Below are 21,506 nucleotides of genomic sequence, written 5' to 3'. Positions count from 1 at the left end.
AGTGGCGCACTCTAGGTGATTTCGAGGCGGCGAAAAAGCGGCGCTTTTGCTGAGTCGAGAATGACCGCGAAGACGCACGCGCCGGCAAGCACGCCAACAATCAACCAGACGGATAGAGGCTTCATGGCAATGCCTGTGATGGCCAACGTCGAGGCGATCAGGATATCGCCAGCCGACGACACGATGAGCCATAAGCTCGGGCGGGATGACCACAGCCGACGACGCTCGCGATTGGTATAGGTCGTCGCCTGATTGCCGAACACGATGACGACAAAAGCCAACGTCCTCAATGTATCAATGTCGAACCGCTTCGAGTAAACGCCGAAAGCCAGCGCGGACACGCAAAAAATAAGCTCGCCGACTCCCATGACGACTCCCGCGACCGTCAGATTACCGATTTGCCAAGCATTTGGCGCGGGTGATGGCCTAACGTTATCAGTCGTTAGCGACATGCCGAGGAAGTCGCCGGTGATCATGATGATCACCATGAGTAATGGTGTCAGGATCGCATGGCCGGTCACGACTAAGCCGACTGCGAGAAAGAGCACTTGCACGGTCTTCTTTGTAATGGAGTTCAGCGTATAGGTCAGGATGCGTTGGAAAATCACGCGACCTTCCTTGACCGAAGCGACGATACCGGCAAGCCCCGGTTCGGTCAGCACCATACCGGCGGCCGATTTGGCGACATCAGTCGCCGTCGAGACCGCGATTCCGATTTGCGCCTGGCGCAGCGCTGGCGCGTCGTTAGCGCCATCGCCGCACATGCCGACGGTATGGCCGCCGTTCTGGAACGCCTTGACGAGCTTGTATTTGTCCTCCGGCATGACTCCAGCGAAGACAGCAAATTGTTCGGGGTGGACGCTGTCAGGGATCGGCCCAGGCGGGCAGATGGCACCATCGAGCCCAACCGCGTGAGCCACGATAGTCGCAGTCGCTGGCGCGTCGCCAGTTACCATCACTGTGCGCACGCCTAAGTTTTGCAATTCGGTAACGAGTGCTACCGAGTCCGCACGAGGCGGATCGCTCAGTGCAATCAAGCCGATGAGCTTCATCGCATTCGGCGCCCCAATTGCAACCGCCAGAACGCGAAAGCCTTTTTCCTCAAGTTCCTTCGCCGCTGCCGTCACCGTTGCGGGCGGCGGCAGCGCAAGATGAATCACTGTAGCAAAGGCACCCTTCACAACGCGTTGTAAGGCGCCCTTCGAATCGCTCACTGTCGCCTCGGACATTTTCGTCGCCGGGTCGAATGGCACGAAATTGATTGTTTTTGGCGCATCGGAAACGGCCTTGCACGCCGCCGCAACACGGATGGCGCCATCAACCGGATCCTGGCCGCCATCCGAGCTGGCTAGTGCGGCCAAGTTCAGAACGTGCGCTTCGTCGAAGCCGGCGCTCGGATGAACGCTTGTTACATTCAGCGCGTTCTGCGTCAGCGTGCCGGTTTTATCGGCACACAAGACATCCATCGATGCTGCCTCGTCCACCGCGGACAGGCGGGTAGGGAGCACGCCAAGCTTCGCCAAGGCCCGCGCACCAAGCGCTGCCGCCAAAGTAAAGGTCGCTGGCAGCGCAACGGGTATCGAAGCGAGAACCGCTGTCAACACGAGAGGGATGATCTCGGCAAACGGCATCTTGAGAGACCTGGCATAGATCACCAGTATCACGATGACCACGCCGTTGAACGAGGCGAGGTTGCGTACGACGCGTAACACCGCCTTCTGCTGGGTACTCACGACATGCGCCGTACGGACCAACTCCGCGGTGCGACCGAACTTGGTGCGCACACCCGTGGCCGTGACTTCCGCGACTGCCTCACCGCGTCGTACCAACGCGCCAGCATATGCCTGTACGCCCACACCAGCTTCGATGGGAACCGATTCGCCGGTGAGCGTGGACTGATCGAGCAGGATTTCTCCTCCCATGAGACGCACATCCGCCGCGACCACGCCACCGAGTGAAAGCTTTATCACGTCGCCAGGCACCAGCTCCATCGCCGGCACGGCTTTCCACTCACCGTCGCGTTTGACCGATGCGTTCAACGCGAGTCGTGATTTCAGTGCAGCGAGAGTCAGCTGCGCGCGGCTCTCTTGGAAAAAACCGAGCCCCGCGTTGAACACGAGAAGGGTGCTGATGATCCCGGCCTCGACATACTTGCCGAGGAACAGTTCCAGCAAGATCGCGGCTTCCAGCATCCACGGGATGGGAGCCCATAATTTTTCAAGCGCCATGCGCAACGGGTGGAGGGTCGTGTCAGGCATCGCATTGGGGCCGATCTGACCCAACCGATGGCGTGCCTCTTCACTCGTCAGGCCGCTCACTGGCTCGACGTGTGCTGGAGTTGTTGAGTTGGCAGATGGAGCACGCATAGGGGACATTCGGTTTACATGATCAGTGGTCCCCCAGAGCATTCAAGCGTGCGCGCAAGTCTGAGCCTAATCTGTGCGGCACCGCGCATAGGAGCCCGTCGAAATTCCCGTATGAAATGGTCATCTCGACACATGGTTGCCTAAAAATGGCACGTTCCTGAGAGATGACCGATCGTGTTGTTAACGCATTAGAACCTGAGTTTTCGCCGTTGGATCATGCTCCATGACGTGCTTCTGTGCGTTGCCGTACCGACCCGAGCATCGACGCGCGGCAGCATGCTGATGCAGTCTCTGAAGATGGGACGCAAGCCAACCGAGCAACCCCTGCTCAATTCCAAAGGAGAGTGACCGATGTTGCGTAGCATGAGTGATCTGGAAAATTATGCGATCCGTGCTATCGACGGCCCTATTGGTCATGTCAAAGATTTCTATTTCGATGACGAAACATGGGTCATTCGCTACCTGGTTGTCGAAACCGGTACCTGGCTTTCAAGTCGCAAGGTACTGATCTCGCCTTTCGCGATCGGCCCACCGGACTGGGCTGGAAAGGTGCTCCCGGTATCAATCACCAAAGAACAAGTAAGGAACAGTCCCGATATTGATACCAATAGGCCGATCTCCCGACAGCACGAAATCGGGTATCTGGGTTATTACGGTTACCCGTATTACTGGGGTGGCGCCGGTCTCTGGGGGGCGGGCGTTAGTCCGAGCATGATGCTGCCGGGTGCAGGTTCTGGCAGCTTTGAGACCGAATACAACAAGAGACGGCTACTTGAATCCGGATCTGGCAAGCATGACGACCCCGATCTGCGCAGCTGCAAGGCCATAGTGAACTATCACATTGATGCACGGGATGGTGACATCGGCCACGTGCACGGTTTGCTCGTCGACGAGGAGAGCTGGGCCATTCGATACATGATCGTGCAGACGAGCAACTGGTGGGGCGACCACCAGGTGCTCATAGATCCGCAATCGATCCAAGAAGTGAGTTGGCTTGACCACACGGTCACCGTCGATCTGACCCGACAGGCTGTGAAGGACTCTTCACCCTATGATGAATAGCAGTCGTCGGACTGTGGCATAAAGAAACAGCGATCTAACAGGCGCCATTCACCTGATTCATCGCGTGCCAGAACATCCTCGCCACTTGAGTGACGAACGCTACGCAGGGACACCAAGGGTCAAGCTAGGCGAAAAGCTTTGCGTAGTCTTCAAGTAGTGTGCCGTAGCATTCACATGCTGCAGCCTCCAGTCCGCTGCGGTCGAGGATATGTATCTCGCCTCGCACGTAGCGAATGAGCTTTTTTCGCCGCAGCACCCCGGCGGCTACACTGATACCGCTTCGGCGCACACCAAGCATATTGGCGAGGTACTCGTGTGTAAGATGGAAATGATCAGCGTGGGCACGGTCATGCGTCATCAATAGCCATCGCGCCAACCGTGGCTCGATCTCATGGAAATGGGTACAGGCGCCGATTTGCGACAGTTGCGCCATCAGGACATATAGGTAGCGCTGAAGTGTGCGGCGAAGTGCCGGACTGCGCTGCATTTCTTCCCGCAATTGCACCGCCGTCATACGCAAAAGGACTCCTGCTCCCTGGACCACGGCGCGCAGAGGAACAGAGGAAATCCCCAGGACTATCGTCCCGCCGAGCATGCCTTCGTTGCCAATCAGCCCCATTTCCAGCGGCTGATGATTCTGCAGCGAGGTTACCAGCGAGATAAATCCGGTGAGTGGAAAATAGACATGTCGGAAAGGCTGGTCGGGCTCGCACAGGATGTCACCGAAATCCAGTTCCATCGGCTCGCAATGTTCCAGCATCCAATGGCGCTCCCTACGCGGGAGGCCTTCGATCAGGCGGTTGACGACTCGCATGGAAGCTATGGCTGACAATGAGTGGTCCTGCAACATAGGCGGCGCCAAGGTGTTGCTTGCGAACGGCGTGCGTTGGTTCGATGCGACAGTGTGAGCAATCCCTGATCGTTGGTCTGTTCGCTACGGCACGTACTCCGATTGGTCGTGTGATCAAGGTGCGAGAACGGCGGCGCCCTCGAATTTTCCTGCGCGAAGATCGGCGAGAGCTTGATTCGCCTGTGTCAGTTTGTAGGTCGTGGTTGTCGTGACAATGCCGATGTCTGGCGCCAAGCGGAGAAAGTCGAGTCCATCCTGCCGCGTAAGGTTGGCGACCGACATGAGTTGGCGCTCCTCCCACAGCAATCCATATGGGAAACTCGGAATGTCGCTCATGTGAATGCCTGCGCAGACCACGCGCCCACCCTTGCGCACCGCTTTCAATGCGAGTGGGACAAGTTCACCTGCTGTTGCAAAGATAATTGCGGCATCCAGAGGTTCCGGCGGCATCTCATCGGATCCACCCGCCCATGTCGCGCCAAGATGTCGGGCAAAGCCTTGAGTGGCAACGTCCCCCGGGCGCGTGAAAGCGAACACTGATCGTCCCTCCCATCGAGCGACCTGCGCCAAGATGTGGGCTGCGGCGCCAAACCCGTATAGCCCCAGTTTTTTACCGTCACCCGCGATCATTAGCGACCGCCAGCCGATAAGGCCGGCGCAAAGCAAAGGAGCCAGGGACACGTCGCTACCCAACTCGCCGAGGGGGAACGCATAGCGCGCATCGGCGATCATTGCGGTCGCAAAGCCACCGTCCCGCGTATATCCGGTGAAGAGCGGGTGGTCACAAAGATTTTCACGAGCCCCTATGCAATAGGGGCAGACGCCGCAGGTATGGCCCAGCCAAGGGATGCCGACGCGTTCGCCCTCATATAGACCCTTGACACCCGGTCCGACCATATCGATCCGGCCAACAATTTCATGGCCTGGGATGATTGGCAATTGCGGGTTGGGAAGCTCACCATCGAGCACGTGCAGGTCTGTCCTGCAAACGCCGCATGCCATCATCTTGACGCGTATTTCGCCAAGCCCCGGAGACCGATCAGGAAGCTCAGTCCACTCCAGTGGACCACCCAACTTCCTAAGCACCATCGCATGCATGGCCATCACTGACATCCTGATTCATTGAGCGTGCTGGATGGGATTGCATTGACCTTCCTGGGCAACAGATAACTCAGTGCGACACTAGCGAACAGCGGGCCGGGTGCAACATGAGGTTGCGTGTTACGCCTCCCAGCGCCCATTCGCGAAGACGGCTATGTCCATAGGCACCTGCGACCAATAGACCCGCATTCCTTTGCTGGGCGATGGCATCCAGCTCGGCAGCATCGTTCCCCTGCGAAAGAACGCTCATAGCCTCCGCCGCTATACCGTGGCGCCCAAGCCATGCGACAACATCCTTCAAGCGGTCATTGGCAGCCGCGATATCTGCGATGGCGCAGATCTCCACCACGGTCACATGTCCAGCCTTCTTCAGCATCGGCAACGCATCGCAGATGGCACGGCGCGTTTCTAGGGTTTCTTTCCATCCAACAACGACACTTCTTAAATCAAGTTGATTCACACCGGACGGGACAAGTAGAACAGGGCGCGCCACGTGCATAACCAGGTCGCCAACATTCACTCGTCTTGAGAAATCGCGTGTCACACCTTCTTCTTCAGGGCTGATGATAAGAAGGTCTGCAGCGCGCGCCTGCTCCGCCACGTAGGCTGCCAAAGACGTGTCGAGAACCTTTGAACGCCACTCCAGACGAGATGCCATCCCATGAAGCACGGCTCGGAAGCTAGCTTCCGCTTCGCTGGTCTCCCTCTTCATCTCGAGGCAATCCTGCTCGTAGAGATCTCCCGCCATGAATCCATCGCCATAGGTGATCTGCAATGGCTGACTCGCGGCTATGCCGATCACATGAGCGTTGAAGCGTTCTGCAAGATCAGCGGTGATATGAAGAAGCCCCTCATTTGGAATCCCAAGACTCAGATGAACCATCAAGGTGGAGTAAGTCATCAGCTGTTTCCTAAAGGACACGCACAAGAGTCGGCTAGGGTAGGGAACTAGCGACTACAAGGTTTCAGTTTGGTCAACAGCCGTGTGCCCGTCTGTTCGATACAGCACAGAGCGAAGTATCGAGTTTTATTTCTGCTTCGCTGAGTGCGATAACGCACAGACGCGCACTCGATAGCACGAGCAACGTACTGGCATGACAATCAACATGATTTCCGACATTTCCTTCCTGGCGATCGATATCCTGATTGCCAGTGCGCTGTTCACAGTCATGACACGGGTGTGTTTTAGCGAATCCGTGCCTATCAAAGCACTACGGTTCCGTAAGACTTTGATGTGGCAACGATCCTGCAGTCGCATCTCGACCTGCTTCCGCGCTGCACACCATGTGCGGCAGACCGTCTAAACCACTCTTGGCTGAGGCTTCAAGTGGGTGATCCAGGAAGAGCAAATTCCCATCAAACACGCCAAGCCATGACGTCACCAAGAAACACAGCGACTCTGGCCGCGGCCTTTAAGCATAACTATTTCAAGGAGCATCCCATGACCGAACTCAATGTCGTGATCGCCGTCTTCGCCGATCACGAAGGTGCAGAAGCCGCAGTCAAGAAGCTGGCCGATGCCGGAATCGACATGAAGCATCTAAGTGTCGTCGGCAAGGGATATCACACTGACGAGAAAGTCGTTGGCTTCTACAACACCGGAGATCGAGTGAAGTTCTGGGGCAAGCGCGGCGCCTTCTGGGGCGGCTTGTGGGGATGGTTGTTTGGCGGAGTGTTCATGACCATCCCGGTACTGGGAAATGTAGTCGTTCTCGGCTATCTCGGCGCCATGGTGATTGCCGCCATCGAGGGTGCCATCGTTGTCGGTGGGCTGAGCGCGTTGGGCGCAGCGCTTTATAGCAGTGGCATTCCGAAAGACAGCGTGATCGCCTACGAAACTGCCGTGAAAGCCGATGGGTTCCTGGTGATGGCGCATGGACCATCCGAAGAGATGGTCCGTGCCAAAGCGATTCTCGGTGCTCTCAATCCGTTGCGCATCGACCTGCATGAAAGTGCAGCTGCCGTCGCAGCTGTATGAGGCATATCCCGGCCCTACGATTAGCGGCGGCCTATCCGCCGCTGTTTGCTCCTCTGACACTGCTGCCCTCATAAGGAACCATGTTCATGGCCGGCAATGAACATGCGAGTCTGCATTTCCCTGATATGCCGGATCATCGCCACTTCTCTCCCGATCACTGAGAAGCACCTGGAAGGCGAATGCACCGCAGCAAACGGCACCGGAGGAAACACATCGCGTGGTTACCAGCAGCGGTGTTGGGTGCCGACGATGGCATCGTATCAACCGCCAGTCTGATACTCGGTGTCACCGCTGCGCATGGAACCCATGCAAATATTCTGATTGCCGGGATCGCTGGTCTGGTCGCCGGCGCCATGTCGATGGCGGCCAGCGAGTACGTCTCGGTGTACTCGCTGGAGGACTATGAACAGGCGGATCTTCAACGTAAACGCGCGTGCATCAAGGCTGATAGTGACGGGACACACGCAGCACTGGTGGCAAGCTATCTTGGTCTTGGTCTGGACGCAGCCCTTGCAAAGCAGGTGGCTGATCAGCTCATGTCCAATGGCGCTATGGGCGCCTATGCTCGCAACGAACTACTGATTTCGCCGGCTCGCAGAGCTCGCCCGAATCAAGCTGCATTTACGTCGGCAGGCAGTTTCGCGCTCGGTGCGTCCATGCCGGTTCTAATTGTCCTGCTCGCGCCACGAGCGGGTTTGATTGCTTGCGTGTCTGCAGTTTCGCTGATTTCCCTTGCACTATTGGGCGCGTGGGCAGCGCGCATGAGTGGACTGCTATTCGGGCTAACCGTCGCCTGTTTATCTACGTTCGCCGGTTATCCCACGTTCGCAAATGCGAACGGCACGTATGCCAGCGAAGGGGCGGCGATGGCTGCCTGTCAGGCGGAGGTTGCAACTGCTCCAGCTGGCGCTTATCACTGTGTAGATCAGGGCGCGATTAATTCGACCACGGGACTGGTCGCGATGTTGAACGTCAATAACGCCGCTACGGATGCCTTCGCTTACACGCTTGGGCCTGTGGCTACGGCTTGCCAGCAGTCTGCCGCTGCTGACGCGACGAACGGTCAGTCCATTATGATTTACAGTGCGAGCGGTTCGCAGGCGTCTACTACTCACGGTTTCACGTTCTGGTCCCCGAGCAAGTATGGCCCTCAGGTTCTCTGTGCCGCTCAGATGACGGCCGACTCGCCTGCTACCCTAAATCCAGAGACGGGTCAAATGGAACAGTGGGTTACTGTGACAGAGACCGGTAACCTTGCGTCCGGCACCGCTCCCACCATGACCGACGGCAACGGTAATGCCACGCCTTCGGATACAACTCCACCGACGATGCCCGTTACGACGGTCACTGCACAGCCTGCTATCTGCGGAGGCGGGTCGTGTTATGACCCAGTGTCTAACCAGTTCGCTGCGGTGGATTCCTCGGGTAACCAAATCGTGGTGCCTGGACCAACGGCGGACAGCTCCGCAGGTGGTTGCAGCAGCTCTGCCGTTGCTACGCTTTGCGCCGGCTCGCCCACAGCGCCACTGCCTCCTGCACCTCCGGGTTCCCCGATTTCCGATCCAGCCACACAGGTCCAATCTGTAAACCAGTACGTCCAGACCAACACGACGACCGGTGCAAATCAGACCGTCACCACAACCACCTATGCGACGACTCCAACAGGTGTCTCCAGTGGCCAGAAGCCCGGCGACTCAGGCCCTTCGGCAGGATCAAATAATGGGAGTGGCACCGGCACGGCGCCGGCTGGTTCCTCTAGTTCGTCCGGCACCGGTTCCTATGGTGGTGGAACCGATTGCAACACTCCGCCTGCGTGCACGGGGGACGCCGTGGCCTGTGGGGCGGCTAGAACGGAGTGGGCGACCGTGTGTCAGGTCCACAGCGATCTGGTCGGTTCGACGGGCGCAGCTCCTACCGATTGGACGGCCAAACAAACAGCGCTCAATCAGTCACAAGTCTGGGTTGCACCGACTACGGGCAATACGGTTGGCGATCAGGCAAACGCTGGCACTTACGATGAGAGTGGTGGCGGTGCGCCCACCACCTGTCCCTTACAGGATTTCACCTTCACCAGCGTTCGTGGTGTGACGGTCAAGCTGTCCGATGGCTGCCAGCCTCTTAGCTGGCTCGCTCTGATAGGTGAGGGCTTCGCGCTCTTTGCTGCTGCAATGGTGACCGCAGGGAGGAACGGATAATGCCAATCTTGGTGGCTTGGATCGGGGAAATGCTCTTGAGCATTGTGGGTCAGATGGTCATTTCAGGCCTACTCGCGGTGGGTATAGGGTTCGCGTCGCACGCTGCTGTATCAGGTCTGATCAACAACAGCAGTATTTTTGCGGAGTGGAAGGCAAGCGGCGCGATGTGGAACTGGGTCGGGTTCCTGCACCTCGATACCGACGTAACCATTTACCTCAGCGCATGGGCGGGGCGGATGCTTACTGATGCCGCGAAGGTTCGGTTAACTGCCTTGCCTAAAGCACCAGCGTAGGATCCTCTCATGCCTGTGACGCTCCTTACCGGTCTCCCCGGATCTGGAAAAACTGCGCAGCTGGTGAAGCGTATTGTTGATCTACAGCAGAAAGAGCCCGGTCGCCCGGTGTTCCAGATGGGTATAAATGGACTGAAGCCCGGTCTCGCATCTGATCTCACTATGGAGCAGCTCGAACACTGGTGGGAGGAACTGCCCCCGGGTTCGATTATCTGCCTCGATGAGTGTCAGGAAGATCACCTGATGCCGAAGGATCGAGGCAACCCCGCTCCGTGGGTGCAGAAGATCACGAAGGTTCGACACTTCGGTATGGATTTCATATTGACCACCCAGCACCCGGCGAACATGAGCGCTTATGTGCGCCGCCTTGTTGATAATCATGTGCATTCCATTATGCGATCGAAAGGCGTTCGCCAGACGTATACGTGGATGCGGTGCATCGATGACCCAGAAAATCGGCGCGAGAAGAAAACGGGTGAGATGTCTTTTTCTCCGCTCCCGAAAGAAGTCTTTGATCTTTACAAGTCCAGTTCGCTGCATACGATGAAGGTGCGTACGCCCCGCATTGTTTGGGTGATGCTGGCGCTCCTTCTGGCTGCGCTCGCGCTTGCCTTTATCATCCCGCATCGTCTGAACCGGTCTTTGCACCCGACACCCGCCCTCTCCGTTGCCGACGTTCCCACCGCATCAGACACTCTCCGTCAGAAGGATTTCGCCAAGTGGATGCAGCCGCGCGTCTCTGGCATCCCGTGGACTGCCCCTATGTTCGACAAGCTCACCGTCAAAGCCGACCCGCGTCTGTACTGCGTGGCCGTTGATGATGGTCGATGCAGTTGTGTAACGGAGCAGGGGACGGACTACGATGTGCCGCTCGCTACGTGCCGCGTTATGGTGCACGCGGGCGGCGTCTATAACCCTTTTATTGCTCCACCTGAGTCTCCTTCTAAATCGAGTCGCAAGGAAGATTCTGACGACCGCCAGACAGCCGCTTTGCGGCCTGTCGGGCGTCAGAATCTGGCGACGGCAGATTTAGGAGATGCAGGCGGGGCTGCTGGTCTTCCTGACCGCCAGACGGCTAAGCCGTATACGCCGCCTGAGTATCAGCATTTCGATCCGACCCCGATCCCAGGCGGTGACGGTCAGTGAGGACCCCCTGAAACCCGGCCGAAGGCGAGGCCGGGAGGCCGTCTCTAAGGGCAGGGCAGAACTCTGTTCCTTACGTCGCCCACCCTGCCCGCACATGAAGATTTCTTCATCTTCGTCGGCGATCCTCTCTCACCAAACCTGCTTTCGTAGTTTTCTGTAACATCGTGCAGCATATTGCGCGGGAATCATGCGAACAGGGGAAGGACCTATGGAGTCGTCGTCAAAGATCGCTCTGGCCATCGTTGCTGCCGCAGCGTTGTTGTTGGTTGGCTTCATTGGTTATCGCGAGTTTGAACGTCAACGCGATATATCGGATGCACAGGCCGCCTTGGCCAGTATTGGCGAACAGGGTAAGCAGCTATCCGCCCAGTTTCAGCAGCAGTCCGTGGTTGATCAAGAGCAGACGCGGGAGGCCGCTGCGATGCAGTGGGATCGTCGCCTGCTTGAAGGTAAGCAGCGTTGTATAGGCGGTGTGGTCGTTTTGGTCGATGGTTCCAGCTATACGCAGCTGGGTACCGTAGGTGACCCAGTGCGTTGTTCTGGCCGCTATGCGGATCGGCCGATCCGTTAGAACAGTGTCATTTGCTTTCGGCTGAGTTCTTTCCGATCCCAGTCCCATGCTCGTATGTCGTGCTCGAGTACGTGTTGGGCTATCCGGTTCTGTCTAACGCTCCCACCGGGTGGGATGAGCCATTGCTGTCGAACTCGCCAGCCAGACCATTTGCCGGTCAGATCGAACCGGCCTTCGAGCAGGTCGGTTCGCCACTGGAGTACTTCTCTAAGGGATATCCGCCGGCCGTTGGGCATCAGCAGGGCGTCATCGTCCAGACGCCAGTTCTTCTCACTCCAAAATCCACGCATAGTGCTTGGAACCCCCGTTCCTTATGGCGGCGGACGCCGTCAGGGCGAGGATAGCGAGTAATGTTACATTTCGCATAATGTATATTATGTAAAATAAAGAATGGCGCATCTGAGTTGAGTCACGCCGCAAGAGCCGTATAGAGATATTGTCCTTTCCCCGGCTCGTGCGTTGAAGCTAGCACTGCCCGCGAACTTTGCGCTTTACCGGAGCTTCCACGGATTGAAGATTACGAACATGACGCGGGTTGCCGTGTAGGTTCAGACACCCGGCCAACGTCACTTTGGAGGTGTCCGACCATTTATCCGATACGGCGATTCCTTCTGAGTGTCCTCACATCCTAGCGAAGCAAAATCTTGCGCCGCGGGCTTATTCCGGCAGTCTTCAAAGCCACGCAAGACAGTGTCCTATGGCATATGGCCGCTTGCCGAAATACCAGCCTAGGCTAGTACCCTTTGCCCCTTCCCCAGCAAACATAAAATCTGACCGTACCCGGACGGACCTCTCCGTCTACGGGCGTGGCTGATGGAAATCAGTAGTTATGTGGATAGTCAAAATTGCGCTGGATCGGCCGCTCACGTTCATCGTTCTGGCCTTGCTGCTGCTGATACTCGGACCGCTCGCGATTCTGAATACGCCCACGGACATTTTTCCGAACATCAATATCCCGGTCGTCTCGGTGGTGTGGCAGTACACCGGTCTGCCTGCGGAGGACATGAACAACCGCATCGTGACCGGTTTCGAGCGTTCGATCACCACCACGGTCAACGATGTCGAGCATACCGAGACGCAGTCATTGAACGGCGTCGGCCTGGTCAAGGTGTTCTTCCAGCCGAACGTCAACATCGACATGGCGGTAGCGCAAATCACCTCGATTTCGCAGACCGTGCTGAGATCGATGCCGGCAGGCACAACGCCGCCGCTGGTAATCGTCTACAACGCATCCAGCGTGCCGATCCTGCAGTTTGCGTTGTCGTCGAAGGACTTGTCGGAAGCAACCATCTTCGATGATGCCAACCAGATCGTGCGCACCTTCGTCACCAGTGTACGCGGCGCCGCCACACCCTACCCCTATGGCGGCAAGCAGCGCCAGATCGAGGTCGACCTGAATCCGCAGGCCTTGCTGGCGCATGGCATGTCGCCGAATGACGTGGTCACCGCCATCGGCCAGCAGAACCTGATCCTGCCAGCGGGTACTGAAAAGATCGGCGACATCGAATACAGCGTTAAGTTGAACGGCAGTCCGCAACAGATCGCCGACCTCAACAATGCGCCGATCCGCACCGTCAACGGCGTTACGACGTATATCCGCGATGTCGCACTGGTGCATGATGGCTCACCACCGCAGACCAATATCGTGCGCGTGGATGGTCAGCGTGCCGTGCTGATGTCGATCCTGAAGATCGGCAATGCCTCCACCCTCGATATCGTCGATAGCCTGCGCGGGATGCTGCCGAAAATTCGTGAGGCGATACCGCAGAACCTGAAAATCCAGGCACTCTCCGACCAATCGCTGTTTGTGCGCGCGGCCATTTCCGGCGTGATTCGCGAAGGCGTGATCGCAGCGGCACTCACCGGCTTGATGATCCTGCTGTTCCTTGGCTCGTGGCGCTCCACGCTGATCATCGCGATCTCGATCCCGTTGTCGATCCTGGCTTCGATCATTGCGCTGTCCGCGCTGGGCGAAACGATCAACATCATGACCCTGGGTGGCCTTGCGCTGGCCGTGGGTATCCTGGTCGACGATGCCACGGTAACCATAGAGAACATCAATTCGCATCTGGAGCAAGGCAAGGACGTCTACGAAGCGATCATGGAAGGCGCACATCAGATCGCGATTCCGGCGCTGGTTTCCACCTTGTCGATCTGCATCGTGTTTGTGCCGATCTTCTTCCTTGGCGGCGTCGCCAAATATCTGTTCGCACCGCTGGCCGAGGCCGTCGTGTTCGCGATGCTCGCGTCATACGTGCTATCGCGAACACTGGTGCCGACACTTTCACTATATTGGCTGAAGAAGCACGCACACGGAGAGCAGACTCCGAAGGGGCCACTTGCACGCTTCCAGGCTGGCTTCGAACGACACTTCGAGAAGACGCGCGAGAGTTATCGTGGCGCCCTCGTAGCCGCTGAAGAACACCGCGGCCTGTTCGCCATCCTGTTCTTCAGCGCGTGCGCGCTCTCTGTGGCCTTGCTGGTGCCGTGGCTGGGCCGCGATTTTTTCCCGTACGTCGACGGTGGCCAGATCGAACTGCATTTTCGCGCCCAGACCGGCCTGCGCATTGAGGAAACCGCGCGCCTGGCCGACGGCATCGAGAACGTGATTCGCCAGACCATTCCGAAGCAGGAACTGGTCAGCGTCGTCGATACGCTTGGCCTGCCCTACAGTGGCATCAACCTGTCTTACAGCAACACCGGCGTGGTCGGCACATCCGATGGCGACATCTTCGTCAGCCTGGGCGAAGGTCACCATCCGACCATCGATTATGTACGCACGTTGCGACAGCGTCTGATGCAACAGTATCCAGGCATCATCTTTTCCTTCCTGCCGGCGGATATCGTTGGTCAGATCCTGAACTTCGGTTCGCCAGCACCGATCGATGTGCAGGTCAGCGGGCGCGATACGGAAACCACAGCGAAGGTGGCCAATGAGCTTTACGGCAAACTCCTGCGCGTGCCCGGCCTGGTCGATCTGCGTCAGCAACAGGCACTCAACCTGCCGCAGATCAACGTCAATGTCGACCGAACGCGCGCCAACCTGGTCGGCCTTACGCAACAGGATGTGGCCGGCAACCTGTTGACGGCGCTGGCGGGTTCCTCGCAGGTCAGTCCGACGTTCTGGGTCGATCCGAAAACCGGCATCAGCTATTCCATCGCCACGCAGGCGCCGCAGTATCGACTCGATACCTTGCAGGCATTGAGGACGCTGCCGATTACCAGTGAAAGCGGTGCGACTCCGGCTGCATCGAGTACCAGTACTGGCACCAGCGGCTTGCCCGGCCAGACACTGCAGGACGTGGCAAGCTTTTCACGCAGCGCTGGGCCTGCCGTCGTGACCCATTACAGCACGCGCCCCACCATGGACCTGTATGCCTCGGTCGACCGTACCGATCTGGGCAGTGTTGCCGCTGATGTGCAGCGCATCGTCGACGCGTATTCCAAACACTTGCCGCGCGGTGTCGACATCAATGTGCGCGGTCAGGTCCAGACCATGGCTGCGTCCTACCGTGGTCTGATCGGTGGTCTCGCCTTCGCCATCGTGCTGGTCTACCTGCTGATCGTGGTCAATTTCCAGAGCTGGGTGGATCCGCTGATCATTATCGCGGCGTTGCCCGCCGCACTGGCCGGACTGGTCTGGATGCTGTTCCTGACTGGCACACCACTGTCGGTACCGGCGTTGATGGGTGCGATCATGTGCATGGGCGTCGCCACCGCCAACTCGATCCTGGTGATCAGTTTTGCGCGCGAGCAGCTCGATCAGCACGGTGATCCGGTCAAGGCTGCGATCGAGGCCGGCTTCGCACGTTTCCGCCCGGTGTTGATGACTGCCCTCGCAATGATCATCGGCATGGTGCCAATGGCACTGGGAATGGGTGAAGGCGGCGAACAGAATGCGCCGCTCGGTCGTGCCGTGATCGGCGGCCTGTTGCTGGCGACTGCTGCCACACTGTTCTTCGTACCCACGTTCTTCAGTCTGTTGCATCGGCGTCGCCAGGCGCGCCTCAACAATGCCGCCGCCGCTTGAGATACTGATCATGACCAACCCAAACGCCCCCTCTCCACAGCGTTCTTCCAAGCCGTCACATCGTGTACGACTCGTGCTGATCCTGCTCGGTGTCGTGCTGATCGTGCTTGCTGCTCTCGGCATCCTCAAGCGTGTTCACGCGCGTCATGTGTTGAGCGAGGACACCGATCGCAACGCCATTCCGACCGTATCTACGCTGACACCGCAGGCCGCGCCAGAGAATCAGTTCATGACGCTGCCTGGCACGGTCAAGTCCTGGCAGGACGCGCAGATCTACGCACGTACGACGGGCTACGTGAAGAAGTGGTACGTGGATATCGGGGCGCGGGTGAAACGCGGCCAGCGCCTCGCCGATCTCGACACTCCGGATGTCGACAACGAGCTCCTGCAGGGTCAGGCGCAGATGCGTACCGACGAGGCCAACGAGAAGCTGGCAAAAGTCACTGCCGATCGCTACGAGACGCTTGTGAAACAGGGTCTGGTGGCAGTGCAGCTCGGTGACCAGTACGTCGCCCAGTTGAACGCCGACATCGCCACAGTTGAGGCGGATCGCGCCAACGTAGCCAAACTCCAGAACATGGAAGATTTCAAGTACATCAACGCACCTTTCGATGGCGTGATCACCCATCGCAATCTGGATGTGGGTGCGCTGGTCGACGCTGGCTCAACCGGCAGCGATCTGTTCGTGATCGCCGATACCACCAAGCTTCGTGTGTACATCGACGTGCCTGAAAGCTACGCGAACAGCGTGCGCATCGGTACGCCGGTCACCGTGACCTTGAGCAGCTACGGCACCAAGCCGTTCACCGGCACCGTTGCCCGTACCGCGGACGCGCTCGATTCAAGCACGCGAACCTTGCGCACCGAGATCGACGTGGACAACGCCGGTCAGGCATTAGTCCCGGGCGTGTACGCCGACGTCAAGCTGGCGCTTTCGACCGCCACGCACAACTTCATTGTGCCAGCCAATACCCTGCTGTTTCGCAGCGAAGGGCTGCGCATCGCCCTTGTCGATGCACAACAGCGCGTTCATTTGCAGCCGATCACGCTGGGCCGCGATTTCGGCAATACGATCGAGGTGACTGAAGGACTCGATTCGGATATGCACATCATCCTCAATCCATCTGATTCGCTTTACGAGGGCGAGCAGGTAGACGTCGCCAGGCACGGCAAATAACCCGAAGATCCGGACTAACGAAGGTGAAAATTCCGTCAAGGTCGGTGCTTGTCACGCACGCCACTTCCCCTTCATGCTAGAAGGGTGCAGTAGGCCGTAGCCAAGGGCCCGTTTCTCCGTGATTACAGGATGGTTCGCCCATGAGTGTCACCAGCCCCGCCGAACGTGACGAGTTGAACCGGCTGTTGATACAGACAGGTCGCAACGATCAGAAGGCCTTTGCCGAACTCTACAAGCGCACCTCGTCCAAGCTGTTTGGCGTGTGCCTGCGGATGTTGCGCGACCGTGGCGAAGCCGAGGAAGTGCTGCAGGAGACCTACACCACGGTATGGCGTCGTGCCGAAGGTTTCGATGCGGCGAAGGCCAGCGCGATCACCTGGCTGGTCACGCTGTCACGCAACAAGGCGATCGACCGCCTGCGCCAGCACCGCGAGGAATTGCTCGACGACCCATCCCGGCTGGAAGAAACCGTCGATGAACAGCCCACGCCCGCGGCTGATGCCGAGACCAGCCAGGAATACCGCCGGCTCGAGCATTGCCTGGATGAACTGGAGCCGCAACAGCGATCGTCGGTGCGTGAAGCCTTTTTCACCGGAGCTACGTATAACGAATTAGCGACACGCTGCAAGGTGCCGCTCGGAACCATGAAAAGCTGGATCCGTCGCAGCTTGATGCAACTTCGCACGTGCCTCGACCAATGAATACACCAGCCGACGACGGTAACAACAATCTGCGCTACGCCGAGTACGTACTGGGCGTGCTGGACGCCGATGCGCGTGCTGCGGTTGCGCATGAAATCGAGACCACGGGTGAGGCCGCAACAGCTGTTGCCCTATGGCAGCGCCGCCTGATGCCGCTGGCCGATACCATCGACGAGGTCACCCCTGCCCCGTATGTATGGGCACGCATCCACGACACCCTGCAGCTGGATGCACCGGCCAGGGTCCAGCCACGCAAGGGTCTGTGGGACAACCTGCAGCTGTGGCACTGGCTCGGCATCGGTGCCAGCGTCGTGGCTGCCGCCTTGGTGGTTGTGGTGGCCCTGCCCCGCCTGGCGCCCACACCGTCTGTGGTCACCACCGGTTACATGGCCTCGACGATTCAGCAGGACAATGGCTCCACCGGCTGGACTGCCACCATGGATCTGCAGCACGCGCGGATGGTCGTGGTGCCGGCGACGCCGGTGGCTTTCGCACAAGGTCGTGCGCCTGAGTTGTGGCTGATTCCGGCCGGCGGCAAGCCCATCTCCGTAGGCATGATCGCGCGCGACAAACCCACCACGTTGGCTCTCGATCCTGCCTTGCTGGCGCGACTCGGGCCGACCGCTGCGCTTGCTGTCTCGGTGGAGCCGCTGGGTGGCTCACCGACCGGTCAACCCACGGGTGCAGTCATCGCCAAGGGGGCTATCACTGGCGCACCTGATACTGGGAGCAAGGTGGCGGCCATCTACGTTCAGGACGCGTTACGTACATCTACCTGATCGGACTGTCGCCGTCTCCCGCATGACCTTCGCGCCGGCCCTGTGCCGGCGCGATCTTTATGTAGCTGCTGATGCCCAATTACCGGGTTGCCAGCCGATCCCGCATGCATGCATCCGTATGCCCCGCCGGCCCGTACCTATCAATGACACGCAGATAGGCACCCCCCATGGCACTCTCCAAACCGATCCTGATACCGATCCCTCACGGGACCGAGTCATCGACGCTCGCCGCAGACACTCCTGATACCCGGGGGTCATGGCTGGGTCGGAGCATACGGCGCTGGGTCGATACCGCCACCAGTGACGAGCTCGACGAGGCAACCGCCGATCGCATCGACTGGTTGCGGGCCGCACCGTTCGTCGCGATGCATCTGGCCTGCCTGGGCGTGTTCTGGGTCGGCGTCTCGCCGATCGCGCTGGTCGTGGCTGGAACGCTCTACGTCGTGCGCATGTTTGCGCTGACCGGCTTCTATCATCGTTACTTTTCGCATCGCACATTCCAGACCTCGCGCGCCGTGCAATTCGTGTTCGCGCTGATCGGTGCTTCGTGCGTGCAGCGTGGGCCGCTATGGTGGGCGGCTCATCACCGCAATCACCACCGAAATGCCGATACCACGCGCGACCCGCATTCGCCGGGCGTGTGGGGCTTCCTGTGGAGCCATGTCGGGTGGTTCCTGACCCCGCGCAACTTCCGCACCGACCTGTCACGCGTGCCGGATCTGGCGAAATATCCGGAACTGCGCTGGCTGGACCGTTACGACATCGCCATCCCGGTCGTGCTTGCCGTCTGCCTGTATGGACTGGGTGTACTGCTGCAGCATGTCGCGCCGCAGCTGGGAACTACCGGTGGACAGATGCTGATCTGGGGCTTCTTTGTCTCGACCATCGTGCTGTTCCACGCCACAGTCACGATCAACTCGCTGGCACACCGCTTCGGCAAGCGCCGCTTCGACACCAAGGACGACAGCCGCAACAACGTGTGGCTGGCACTGCTCACCTTCGGCGAAGGCTGGCACAACAATCATCATTTCTTCCCCGGTTCGAGCCGGCAGGGCTTCCACTGGTGGGAAGTCGACCTGACCTGGTACGGGCTGAAATTGATGTCGGCGCTAGGCCTGGTGCGTGGGCTGAAGCCGGTACCCGCCTGGGTGCTGACCAAGGCGAGAAACTGAGCCATGCGCCTTGCCGTAGTGGGATCAGGTATCGCGGGGCTGGCATCGGCATGGCTGTTGTCGCGCAAGTACGATGTGACGCTGTTCGAAGCCAACAGCTATTTCGGTGGCCACACGCATACGCACGACGTGGTGCAGCAAGGTCGCAACTACCGGATCGACAGCGGCTTCATCGTGCATAACCCGAGCCATTACCCGCTGCTGACGCGGATGTTCAAGCAGCTTGGTGTAGGGTCACAGCCCACCACGATGAGCTTCTCGGTGCACAACGAAGCCAGCGGTCTGGAATACAACGCGGCCACGCTGGATACGCTGTTCTGCCAGCGTCGCAACCTGTGCTCACCGCGCTTCATCGGCATGGTGCGCGACCTGACGCGTTTCTATCGCGAGGCACCGGCGCTGCTGGATTTGCCCGGAGAAGGCCCCACGCTGGGCGACTATCTCGCCGAGCGCGGATACGGTGCCGCCTTTCGCGACGAACATCTGGTGCCGATGGCGTCGGCGCTGTGGTCCTCGCCGGCTACACATATCCTCGGCTTCCCTGCCCGCTACCTGGTGCAGTTCATGGCCAACCACCAGATGCTGCAGCTTAGCGACCGTCCGCAATGGCGGGTGGTACGCGGTGGTTCGTCGAGCTACGTGCAGGCATTGCGTGCGCATTGGCCGGTACGCGAACGGCTGAATTGCGCGATACGTTCGATCCGCCGTCATGCTGATGGCGCCGTTTTGGAGAGTGCTGCGGGTGTCGAGCACTTTGACCAGTTGGTACTGGCCTGCCACAGCGACCAGGCACTCGCACTGCTGAGCGACGCGAACGAACGCGAGCAGGCCATTCTTGGGGCGATGCCTTACCAGGCCAATGACACCGTGCTGCATACCGACGCCAGCGTGCTGCCGGTGCGCCGCAAGGCATGGGCAGCCTGGAACGCATGGTTGCCGCGCGACCCTAGCGAAGCGTGCACCGTCAGCTACTGCATGAACCTACTCCAGGGTATCAAATCCCCCGAACCCTTCGTGGTCACGCTCAACCGCACTGCAGCGATCGATCCGGACAAAGTGCTGGCCCGCATGCAGTACCACCACCCGGTTTACAGCCATGCTTCGGTGGCCGCGCAGATGCGCAAAGCCGAGATCCAGGGGCAACGACGCACCTGGTTTGCCGGTGCGTACTGGGGCTGGGGTTTCCACGAGGACGGCATGCGTAGCGCGGTCGAAGTCGCTGAAGCACTCGGCGTGCGCTGGCCGGTGGGGACAGCATCTCTCCATCTGGTAAAGCCACGCGGGCAGGATATGGCAGCATGAGCGCCGAATTGGCCCATGCGACCGCGCCGCTGGTGAGCGCCGTGTACGAAGGCGTGGTGCGCCATCGTCGCCTCGTGCCACACCCGCACGTCTTCGATTACAAGATGGCTCAGCTCTATCTGGATCTGGATGAAGTCGATCGCGTGTTCAAGCAACGCTGGCTGTGGTCCAGCGAGCACGGCAACATCGCGCAGTTTCGGCGCAAGGATTACCTCGGCCCGGTGGAGCTGTCGCTAGCCGAAGCCGTGCGCCAGCGCGTCGAGCAGGCTACTGGTCATCGGCCGATCGGACCGATCCGCCTGCTTACCCATCTGCGTTACTTCGGCTACGTATTCAACCCAGTCAGCTTCTACTACTGCTACGCCGAAGACGGCGTGACTCTGGTCTGCATCGTGGCGGAGATCACCAACATGCCGTGGCATGAACGGCATGCCTATGTGCTGCCAGTCGAGACCGCACAGATGCATGGGCGTGCCATGCACTGGACCTTTCCCAAGACCTTCCACGTATCACCCTTCATGCCGATGGCACGCGAGTACGACTGGCGCTTCACCGCACCGGACGACGACCTGCTTGTGCACATGGGCGTGCTGCGTGACGGCCAGCGCGAGTTCGACGCCACCCTCACCTTGCAGCGGCAACCCATGACCAGCGCTTCGCTCGCCCGCGTGCTGTGGCGATATCCGCTGATGACTGCCCAGATCGTCGGCGCCATCCACTGGCAGGCGCTGCGACTGTGGCTGAAACGCAACCCCGTCCACGACCATCCGCAACCGCTTTGAG

At 59.1% G+C, this 21,506-nt stretch carries 17 protein-coding genes; 13 read left to right on the top strand and 4 right to left on the bottom strand.

Annotated elements, in window-relative coordinates:
* Positions 1–11: 11 nt before the first annotated feature.
* Positions 12–2,366, bottom strand: coding sequence for an HAD-IC family P-type ATPase (locus tag GSQ75_RS07905; RefSeq protein WP_158754021.1), 2,355 nt, complete (start codon positions 2,364–2,366; stop codon positions 12–14).
* Positions 2,367–2,729: 363 nt separating this feature from the next.
* Here GSQ75_RS07905 and GSQ75_RS07900 point away from each other — a divergent pair, with 363 nt between their 5' ends.
* Positions 2,730–3,428 (top strand): PRC-barrel domain-containing protein, encoded by a 699-nt coding sequence (locus GSQ75_RS07900; protein ID WP_158754020.1) that lies wholly within the window; start codon positions 2,730–2,732, stop codon positions 3,426–3,428.
* Between the two features lie 124 nt (positions 3,429–3,552).
* Here GSQ75_RS07900 and GSQ75_RS07895 read toward each other — a convergent pair whose 3' ends face one another.
* From GSQ75_RS07895 to GSQ75_RS07885, 3 genes are all read right to left on the bottom strand, one after another.
* Positions 3,553–4,188: a Crp/Fnr family transcriptional regulator gene (locus GSQ75_RS07895; RefSeq protein WP_254058495.1), complete on the bottom strand. Its 636-nt coding sequence runs from the start codon at positions 4,186–4,188 to the stop codon at positions 3,553–3,555.
* A gap of 204 nt (positions 4,189–4,392) precedes the next feature.
* Complete coding sequence (locus GSQ75_RS07890; protein WP_254058494.1) at positions 4,393–5,382, bottom strand: zinc-dependent alcohol dehydrogenase family protein; 990 nt, start codon at positions 5,380–5,382, stop codon at positions 4,393–4,395.
* 67 nt (positions 5,383–5,449) lie between these two features.
* The gene (locus tag GSQ75_RS07885) at positions 5,450–6,280 is read right to left on the bottom strand and encodes a universal stress protein (protein ID WP_158754018.1); all 831 of its coding nucleotides are present in this window, start codon (positions 6,278–6,280) and stop codon (positions 5,450–5,452) included.
* A gap of 540 nt (positions 6,281–6,820) precedes the next feature.
* Here GSQ75_RS07885 and GSQ75_RS07880 point away from each other — a divergent pair.
* From GSQ75_RS07880 to GSQ75_RS07825, 12 genes are all read left to right on the top strand, one after another.
* The gene (locus GSQ75_RS07880) at positions 6,821–7,357 is read left to right on the top strand and encodes a DUF1269 domain-containing protein (RefSeq protein ID WP_158754017.1); all 537 of its coding nucleotides are present in this window, start codon (positions 6,821–6,823) and stop codon (positions 7,355–7,357) included.
* A 179-nt stretch (positions 7,358–7,536) separates the two neighbouring features.
* Positions 7,537–9,552, top strand: a complete 2,016-nt coding sequence (locus GSQ75_RS07875; RefSeq protein WP_216840651.1) for a VIT family protein — start codon at positions 7,537–7,539, stop codon at positions 9,550–9,552.
* Positions 9,552–9,845, top strand: a complete 294-nt coding sequence (locus GSQ75_RS07870) for a DUF2523 domain-containing protein (RefSeq protein WP_158754016.1) — start codon at positions 9,552–9,554, stop codon at positions 9,843–9,845. Before GSQ75_RS07875 ends, GSQ75_RS07870 begins: the two co-directional genes overlap by 1 nt.
* A 9-nt stretch (positions 9,846–9,854) precedes the next feature.
* Positions 9,855–10,991 (top strand): zonular occludens toxin domain-containing protein, encoded by a 1,137-nt coding sequence (locus tag GSQ75_RS07865; RefSeq protein WP_158754015.1) that lies wholly within the window; start codon positions 9,855–9,857, stop codon positions 10,989–10,991.
* A gap of 208 nt (positions 10,992–11,199) precedes the next feature.
* A complete protein-coding gene (locus GSQ75_RS07860; protein ID WP_158754014.1) occupies positions 11,200–11,562 on the top strand; it encodes a hypothetical protein in 363 nt (120 codons plus the stop codon).
* 829 nt (positions 11,563–12,391) lie between these two features.
* Positions 12,392–15,592, top strand: coding sequence for an efflux RND transporter permease subunit (locus tag GSQ75_RS07855; RefSeq protein WP_158754013.1), 3,201 nt, complete (start codon positions 12,392–12,394; stop codon positions 15,590–15,592).
* A 10-nt stretch (positions 15,593–15,602) separates the two neighbouring features.
* Positions 15,603–16,769: an efflux RND transporter periplasmic adaptor subunit gene (locus GSQ75_RS07850; RefSeq protein WP_158754012.1), complete on the top strand. Its 1,167-nt coding sequence runs from the start codon at positions 15,603–15,605 to the stop codon at positions 16,767–16,769.
* 140 nt (positions 16,770–16,909) lie between these two features.
* Positions 16,910–17,470 (top strand): sigma-70 family RNA polymerase sigma factor, encoded by a 561-nt coding sequence (locus GSQ75_RS07845; protein WP_158754011.1) that lies wholly within the window; start codon positions 16,910–16,912, stop codon positions 17,468–17,470.
* The gene (locus GSQ75_RS07840; protein ID WP_158754010.1) at positions 17,467–18,249 is read left to right on the top strand and encodes an anti-sigma factor; all 783 of its coding nucleotides are present in this window, start codon (positions 17,467–17,469) and stop codon (positions 18,247–18,249) included. Before GSQ75_RS07845 ends, GSQ75_RS07840 begins: the two co-directional genes overlap by 4 nt.
* Positions 18,250–18,416: 167 nt before the next feature.
* Entirely contained in the window at positions 18,417–19,421 is a 1,005-nt protein-coding gene (locus tag GSQ75_RS07835) for a fatty acid desaturase (protein WP_158754009.1), read from the top strand.
* 3 nt (positions 19,422–19,424) lie between these two features.
* Complete coding sequence (locus GSQ75_RS07830; protein WP_158754008.1) at positions 19,425–20,723, top strand: FAD-dependent oxidoreductase; 1,299 nt, start codon at positions 19,425–19,427, stop codon at positions 20,721–20,723.
* Entirely contained in the window at positions 20,720–21,505 is a 786-nt protein-coding gene (locus tag GSQ75_RS07825; RefSeq protein ID WP_158754007.1) for a DUF1365 domain-containing protein, read from the top strand. Before GSQ75_RS07830 ends, GSQ75_RS07825 begins: the two co-directional genes overlap by 4 nt.
* Position 21,506 lies beyond the last annotated feature (1 nt).

This window comes from Dyella sp. S184 (assembly GCF_009766065.1).
In the GTDB taxonomy this organism is placed as follows: Bacteria; Pseudomonadota; Gammaproteobacteria; order Xanthomonadales; family Rhodanobacteraceae; genus Rhodanobacter.
This window is presented reverse-complemented; position numbering and strand designations above follow the sequence as displayed.

Excerpts from the sequence above, each read along its gene's own strand:
- GSQ75_RS07905 (WP_158754021.1), bottom strand. The coding sequence starts at position 2,366 with ATGCGTGCTCCATCTGCCAACTCAACAACTCCAGCACACGTCGAGCCA.
- GSQ75_RS07900 (WP_158754020.1), top strand. The coding sequence starts at position 2,730 with ATGAGTGATCTGGAAAATTATGCGATCCGTGCTATCGACGGCCCTATT.
- GSQ75_RS07895 (WP_254058495.1), bottom strand. The coding sequence starts at position 4,188 with ATGCTGGAACATTGCGAGCCGATGGAACTGGATTTCGGTGACATCCTG.
- GSQ75_RS07890 (WP_254058494.1), bottom strand. The coding sequence starts at position 5,382 with ATGGCCATGCATGCGATGGTGCTTAGGAAGTTGGGTGGTCCACTGGAG.
- GSQ75_RS07885 (WP_158754018.1), bottom strand. The coding sequence starts at position 6,280 with ATGACTTACTCCACCTTGATGGTTCATCTGAGTCTTGGGATTCCAAAT.
- GSQ75_RS07880 (WP_158754017.1), top strand. The coding sequence starts at position 6,821 with ATGACCGAACTCAATGTCGTGATCGCCGTCTTCGCCGATCACGAAGGT.
- GSQ75_RS07875 (WP_216840651.1), top strand. The coding sequence starts at position 7,537 with ATGCACCGCAGCAAACGGCACCGGAGGAAACACATCGCGTGGTTACCA.
- GSQ75_RS07870 (WP_158754016.1), top strand. The coding sequence starts at position 9,552 with ATGCCAATCTTGGTGGCTTGGATCGGGGAAATGCTCTTGAGCATTGTG.
- GSQ75_RS07865 (WP_158754015.1), top strand. The coding sequence starts at position 9,855 with ATGCCTGTGACGCTCCTTACCGGTCTCCCCGGATCTGGAAAAACTGCG.
- GSQ75_RS07860 (WP_158754014.1), top strand. The coding sequence starts at position 11,200 with ATGGAGTCGTCGTCAAAGATCGCTCTGGCCATCGTTGCTGCCGCAGCG.
- GSQ75_RS07855 (WP_158754013.1), top strand. The coding sequence starts at position 12,392 with ATGTGGATAGTCAAAATTGCGCTGGATCGGCCGCTCACGTTCATCGTT.
- GSQ75_RS07850 (WP_158754012.1), top strand. The coding sequence starts at position 15,603 with ATGACCAACCCAAACGCCCCCTCTCCACAGCGTTCTTCCAAGCCGTCA.
- GSQ75_RS07845 (WP_158754011.1), top strand. The coding sequence starts at position 16,910 with ATGAGTGTCACCAGCCCCGCCGAACGTGACGAGTTGAACCGGCTGTTG.
- GSQ75_RS07840 (WP_158754010.1), top strand. The coding sequence starts at position 17,467 with ATGAATACACCAGCCGACGACGGTAACAACAATCTGCGCTACGCCGAG.
- GSQ75_RS07835 (WP_158754009.1), top strand. The coding sequence starts at position 18,417 with ATGGCACTCTCCAAACCGATCCTGATACCGATCCCTCACGGGACCGAG.
- GSQ75_RS07830 (WP_158754008.1), top strand. The coding sequence starts at position 19,425 with ATGCGCCTTGCCGTAGTGGGATCAGGTATCGCGGGGCTGGCATCGGCA.
- GSQ75_RS07825 (WP_158754007.1), top strand. The coding sequence starts at position 20,720 with ATGAGCGCCGAATTGGCCCATGCGACCGCGCCGCTGGTGAGCGCCGTG.